Annotated in this window: 5 protein-coding genes; 4 read left to right on the forward strand and 1 reads right to left on the reverse strand. The window is 67.1% G+C overall.

What is annotated here, in order from left to right; all coding sequences use genetic code 11:
- Positions 1-1,533: an amino acid permease gene (locus AB0I12_RS41835; protein WP_359941840.1), complete on the reverse strand. Its 1,533-nt coding sequence runs from the start codon at positions 1,531-1,533 to the stop codon at positions 1-3.
- 185 nt (positions 1,534-1,718) lie between these two features.
- On the opposite strand from AB0I12_RS41835, the gene AB0I12_RS41840 reads away from it, so the two are divergent.
- From AB0I12_RS41840 to AB0I12_RS41855, 4 genes are all read left to right on the forward strand, one after another.
- Complete coding sequence (locus AB0I12_RS41840) at positions 1,719-3,059, forward strand: glutamine synthetase family protein (RefSeq protein ID WP_359941843.1); 1,341 nt, start codon at positions 1,719-1,721, stop codon at positions 3,057-3,059.
- A gap of 171 nt (positions 3,060-3,230) precedes the next feature.
- Positions 3,231-3,953 carry a gamma-glutamyl-gamma-aminobutyrate hydrolase family protein gene (locus AB0I12_RS41845; RefSeq protein ID WP_359941846.1) on the forward strand — a complete coding sequence of 241 codons (723 nt, stop codon included), beginning with the start codon at positions 3,231-3,233 and terminating at the stop codon, positions 3,951-3,953.
- Positions 3,950-5,296 (forward strand): aldehyde dehydrogenase family protein, encoded by a 1,347-nt coding sequence (locus AB0I12_RS41850; RefSeq protein WP_359941849.1) that lies wholly within the window; start codon positions 3,950-3,952, stop codon positions 5,294-5,296. The genes AB0I12_RS41845 and AB0I12_RS41850 overlap by 4 nt, the downstream gene beginning before the upstream one ends.
- 1 nt (position 5,297) lies before the next feature.
- Positions 5,298-6,074 carry a 3-oxoacyl-ACP reductase gene (locus AB0I12_RS41855; RefSeq protein WP_359941851.1) on the forward strand — a complete coding sequence of 259 codons (777 nt, stop codon included), beginning with the start codon at positions 5,298-5,300 and terminating at the stop codon, positions 6,072-6,074.
- Positions 6,075-6,165: the final 91 nt, after the last annotated feature.

Below are 6,165 nucleotides of genomic sequence, written 5' to 3' on the forward strand. Positions count from 1 at the left end.
TCAGATGGATTCGAGGTCGCGCTCGATCGCGGCGAGTTCCTCCTCGGTGCCCTGGACCTTGGGGCCGGTGAACCAGCGGCGGGCGGACAGGAACCAGTACGCCGCCGCGAAGCCGAGCACGACCAGGACCGCGACCGGCGTGTAGTTGAACGTGCTACCGGTGACCGGGCTGACCTGCGGCAGCATGAACAGGATTGTGATGAACGCGACCCAGACGATCGCGACGATGCCGATCGGGCGGCTCCAGCGGCCGAGGTTCCACGGGCCCGGCTGGAAACGGTCGCCCTGCAGCAGCCGCAGCAAGGTGGGCAGGACGTAGGCGATGTAGAGGCCGATGACCGCGATCGACGTGACGGCGGCATACGCGGTCGCGTTCCACAGGTACGGCAGGCCGAGGACGAACGCCCCGCCCGCGGCCAGCCAGATCGCGTTCGTGGGTGTCCGGGTGCGGTGGTTGATCTTGTGCCAGAACTTCGACCCGGGCAGCGCGCCGTCGCGGGAGAACGCGTAGATCATCCGCGAGTTCGCCGTCACCGACGACATGCCGCAGAACAGCTGCGCGCCGATAACGACCAGCAGCAGGATCTTGCCGGTGACCATGCCGACCGCGTCGATGAAGATCTGCGCGGGCGGTACGCCGGTGTCGCCGCTGAGCGCGCCGTCGTAGCTCTGGATCGCGAACGTCAGCCCGATCAGCAGCACCCACCCGGCGGCCAGCGACACCAGGATCGACATCACGATCCCGCGCGGGCCCGAGCGGGCCGCGTCGTGCGTCTCCTCGGTCATGTGCGCCGAGGCGTCGTACCCGGTGAACGTGTACTGCGCGAGCAGCAGGCCGAGCAGTGCGACGTAGAAGGTGGATCCCCAGCCGGTGTTGTTGACGAAGTGACCGAACACGAACGACGCCGACTGGTGCTTGTCCGGGACGAACACCAGCGCGCCGACGATGAACAGCACTCCGACGATGTGCCACCAGACGCTGATGTCGTTGAGCCTGGCGACCAGCTTCACGCCGAACGAGTTCAGCAGCCCGTGCACCAGCAGGATGATCCCGAACAGCAGGATCGTGTGTCCCGGGGTCGCGCTGAAACCGAACTGCAGGTCGAGGAACGCGTTCAGGAAGAACGCCGCGCCGAAGTCGATGCCGGCCGTCACCGCGACCTGGCCGAGGAAGTTGAACCACCCGGTGAACCAGGACCAGGCGGCGCCGTTCGACGGGGCGAGTTTCGCGGCCCAGTAGTACAGGCCGCCGGCGGTCGGGTAGCTCGAGCAGACCTCCGCCATCGCGAGGCCCACGAACAGCGTCATCAGGCCGACGATCGGCCAGCCCCAGACGATCATCACCGGGCCGCCGGTGTTCATCCCGAACCCGTACAGGGTCAGGCAGCCGGACAGGATCGAGATGATCGTGAAGGACACCGCGAAGTTCGAGAACCCGGACATCGTCCGGGACAGCTCCTGCGCGTATCCCAACTGATGCAGGCGTTTCTCGTCGTCGGTCATCGGGGCGGAGTCGGTGCGGTCGTTGCTCACTGGGCCTCCTCAGCACTGCGGCTCAATGGTCTCCCCCCAGACCTTTAGCTCATTGAGGCACCGGGTTCCGGACGTGTCAAGGGAAACGGCCCGCATTGCCACGGCCCGCATTGACATCGCCCGGCCGGACTGAGTCAATGGTTCAGGGACAGACCAATAGACTCCGGGAGCGTGCCGTGCTGGGTGTGGAGGATTTGCGGAGACTGGTCGACGCCGGTGAGGTCGACACGGTGCTGGTGGCGATCACGGACATGCAGGGGCGCCTTCAAGGAAAGCGTTGCGGTGCACGGTATTTCCTGGAGGAGGTGCTGAAACACGGCACCGAGGGGTGCAACTACCTGCTCGCCGTCGACGTCGACATGAACACCGTGGACGGATACGCGATGTCGTCATGGGAGCGCGGGTACGGCGACATGGTGATGGCGCCCGATCTCGACACGCTGCGCCTGGTGCCGTGGCTGGAGGGCACCGCGCTGGTGCTGTGCGACGTGCAGTGGCTGGACGGTACGCCGGTGATCGCCTCGCCGCGGCAGGTGCTGCGCGCGCAACTCGACCGGTTGTCCGAGCGCGGGCTGAAGGCGTACGTCGGGACCGAGCTCGAGTTCATCGTCTTCGACGACACCTACGAAACCGCGTGGAACAAGCGGTATCGCGACCTGACACCGGCCAACCAGTACAACGTCGACTACTCGCTCGTCGGCACGTCCCGGATCGAGCCGCTGCTGCGCGACATCCGCAACGGGATGACCGGCGCCGGTCTGTACGTCGAGTCCGCGAAGGGCGAGTGCAACCTCGGCCAGCACGAAATCGCTTTCCGGTACGACGAGGCGCTGGTGACGTGCGACAACCACTCGATCTACAAGACCGGCGCGAAGGAGATCGCGGCCAAGCACGGCAAGAGCCTCACGTTCATGGCGAAGTACGACGAACGCGAGGGCAACTCGTGCCACATCCACCTGAGCTTCCGCGGTGACGACGGCTCGCCGGTGCTGGCTGGTGACGGCTCTCATGGCTTCTCGCGGCTGATGGAACACTTCATCGCCGGCCAGCTCGCCTGCCTGTCCGAGTTCACGTATCTGCTGGCGCCGAACATCAACTCCTACAAGCGTTTCGTCCACGGCAGCTTCGCACCGACCGCCGTCGCGTGGGGCCTCGACAACCGCACCTGCTCGCTGCGCGTCGTCGGTCACGGCGATTCCTTGCGGGTCGAGAACCGCCTGCCCGGCGGCGACGTGAACCCGTACCTCGCCGTCGCCGCGATCATCGCCTCCGGCTTGCACGGCATCGAGCAGGAACTGGAGCTCGAGCCGCTCCTGGAGGGCAACGCCTACGAGTCCGCCGACAAGGAACACGTCCCGGCCACCCTCCGCGAAGCCGCCGCCCTCTTCACTGGCTCGAAACTCGCCCGCACGGCCTTCGGCGACGAGATGGTCGACCACTACACCAACGCCGCCCGCGTCGAACTGGCCGCCTACGACGCCACCGTCACCGACTGGGAGCGAACCCGTGGCTTCGAACGCCTCTGAGGCCGCATACGCACGGGCCGACCGATCCATAGGCTCGGCTGGGGCGGCGCTGTGGTCGAGGGGTTATCCCCTGCCGTTGGGGGTTCTCCCCTCGTACACCAGCGAAGAACCCCCAACAGCAGGGGTTAACCCCTGCTGTGTGCCCGGGCGGTGCCGGTGATCGGGGATTCGGTGGGACGCCCGCCGAGCCGTTCGCGGGTAGGTCGCACGCCGCGCATCGGCATCACGACGTACCTCGAACCGGCGACCTGGGGTATCTGGCAGCGGGAGGCTGCCCTGGTACCGCGGGTGTACCTGGAGGCGGTGGTGGCGGCCGGAGGGGTGCCGTTGCTACTACCGCCGGTCGGGACCGATCCGTCCGTCCTCGAGGTCCTCGACGGACTGGTGATTGCTGGCGGGTGCGATGTCGACCCGGGCTCGTACCGCGCGGCCCCGCATCCGGAAACCGTCGACACCCGCCCCGGCCGCGACGACCACGAAGCAGTCCTGATCCGGGCCGCCCTGGACCGCGACCTCCCGCTGCTCGCCATCTGCCGCGGCCTGCAGATGCTGAACGTGACACTCGGCGGAACGCTGCACCAGCACCTGCCCGACGTCGTCGCCCACGACGAGCACCGCCCGTCACCTGCCGTCTTCGGCACCACTGAGGTGAAGACCGAGCCCGGCACCCTGACCGCACAGATCCTCGGCGAGCGCGCCGACGGCAGCTGCTACCACCACCAGGCCCTCGACGTCATCGCCCCGGGCCTGAAGATCACCGCCCGCGCCGACGACGGCACGATCGAGGCCACCGAGGTGGAAGGCCGCACCTTCGCCCTCGGCGTCCAGTGGCACCCCGAGGAGAACCCCGAGGACCTGCGGCTGTTCACCGCACTGATCAGGAGCACGACATGACGTACGACGTGATCAATCCGGCCACCGAGAAGGTGATCCGGACGATCTCTCTGGCTTCCGAGGCCGAAGCCGATGCGGCGATCGATCGGGCTGCTCGCGCCTTCGAGACCTGGCGCGATGTGACGCCCGCGGATCGCGCACGGTTGTTGCGGCGCTTTGCCGATGCGGTGGATGCCGACCTGGAAAACCTGGCTGCGCTGGAGGTCGAGAACGCCGGTCACACGATCGGGAACGCCCGCTGGGAAGCCGGAAACGTCCGCGACGTGCTCACGTACTACTCGGCCGCCCCGGAACGCCTTTTCGGAAAACAGATTCCGGTGGCCGGCGGCATCGACATCACCTTCCAGGAACCGCTCGGCGTCGTCGGCGTGATCGTCCCCTGGAACTTCCCGATGCCGATCGCCGGCTGGGGCTTCGCCCCCGCCCTGGCAGCCGGAAACACCGTCGTCCTGAAGCCTGCCGAACTCACCCCACTCACCGCGATCCGCCTCGGCGAGCTGGCCCTCGAAGCGGGTCTGCCGCCCGGCGTACTCGAAGTCGTGCCCGGCAACGGATCCGTTGTCGGAAACCGTTTCGTCACGCATTCCGCCGTCCGGAAAATCGTCTTCACCGGCTCCACCACGGTCGGCAAACAGATCATGGCCGGCTGCGCAGATCAGGTGAAGCGCGTGACGCTCGAGCTCGGCGGCAAGTCCGCGAACATCGTCTTCGCCGACGCCGACCTGCAGAAGGCAGCAGCACAAGCGCCGTACGGCGTGTTCGACAACGCAGGGCAGGACTGCTGCGCGCGCTCGCGGATCCTCGTCGAGCGCACGGCGTACGAGCGGTTCATGGAGCTGCTCGAGCCCGCCGTGAAGCGCTTCAGGGTCGGTGATCCGAGCGATCCGGCCACCGAGATGGGCCCGTTGATCTCGGCCGGACAACTCGAGCGCGTGGCGTCGTACGTCGAGAATCCCGCGTTTCAAGGGACAGCACCGAGCGGCCCTGGCTACTGGTTCCCGCCAACCGTCCTGGCGCCGGCCACCGATCGCGCGCTCCGCGAGGAGATCTTCGGCCCGGTGGTCGCGGTCGTGCCGTTCGAGGACGAGGCGGACGCGCTCCGGATCGCGAACGACAGCGAGTATGGGCTGTCCGGCTCGATCTGGACCCGCGACGTCGGCCGCGCGCTGCGGGTGGGCCGCGGTGTCGAGGCCGGGAACTTGTCGATCAACTCGAACTCGTCGGTCCGTTACTCGACCCCGTTCGGCGGTTACAAGCAGTCCGGCCTCGGCCGGGAACTCGGCCCGGACGCGCTGGCCGCGTTCACCGAGACCAAGAACATCTTCATCAGCACGGAGGACTGAGATGGACGTCAAGGCACACCGGCTCGAAGGCAGGGTCGCTGTCGTCACGGGTGGGGCGAGCGGCATCGGCCTGGCCACGGTACGACGGCTCGCGGCGGAGGGCGCGCACGTCGTGATCGGCGACCTCGACCCCGCCGCGGGTAAGGACGCCGCGGACGAGGTCGGCGGCCTGTTCGTACCGACCGACGTCACCGATCCCGCCGCAGTCGACAACCTGTTCAAGCAGGCCTTCGGCACGTACGGCAGCATCGACATCGCCTTCAACAACGCCGGCATCTCACCACCCGACGACGCCTCCATCCTGAACACGGGCCTGGAGGCCTGGCGCAAGGTCCAAGAGGTCAACCTCACGTCTGTCTACCTCTGCTGCAAAGCCGCCATCCCCTACATGCAGCAACAAGGCCGCGGCTCCATCATCAACACCGCATCCTTCGTAGCCGTCATGGGCGCAGCAACCTCCCAAATCTCCTACTCCGCCTCCAAGGGCGGCGTCCTAGCCATGAGCCGCGAACTGGGCGTCGAATTCGCCCGCCAGGGCATCCGCGTCAACGCCCTCTGCCCTGGCCCGGTCAACACCCCCCTCCTCACCGAACTCTTCGCCAAAGACCCCGAACGAGCCCAACGCCGCCTGATCCACGTCCCCATGGGCCGCTTCGGCGAACCAGAAGAAATCGCCGCCGCCGTAGCCTTCCTGGCCAGCGACGACTCCTCCTTCATCACCGCCAACACTTTCCTGGTCGACGGCGGAATCTCCGGCGCCTACGTAACCCCGATCTAGGTCGTGTCTGTTAATTGGTGATGCGGTGGTGGGTGACTATGGCGGCGAGGAGTACGCCACCGAGGTAGGTGAGGGCGTACTTGTCGTAGCG

Source organism: Kribbella sp. NPDC050459 (assembly GCF_040655315.1).
Taxonomy (GTDB): Bacteria; Actinomycetota; Actinomycetes; order Propionibacteriales; family Kribbellaceae; genus Kribbella.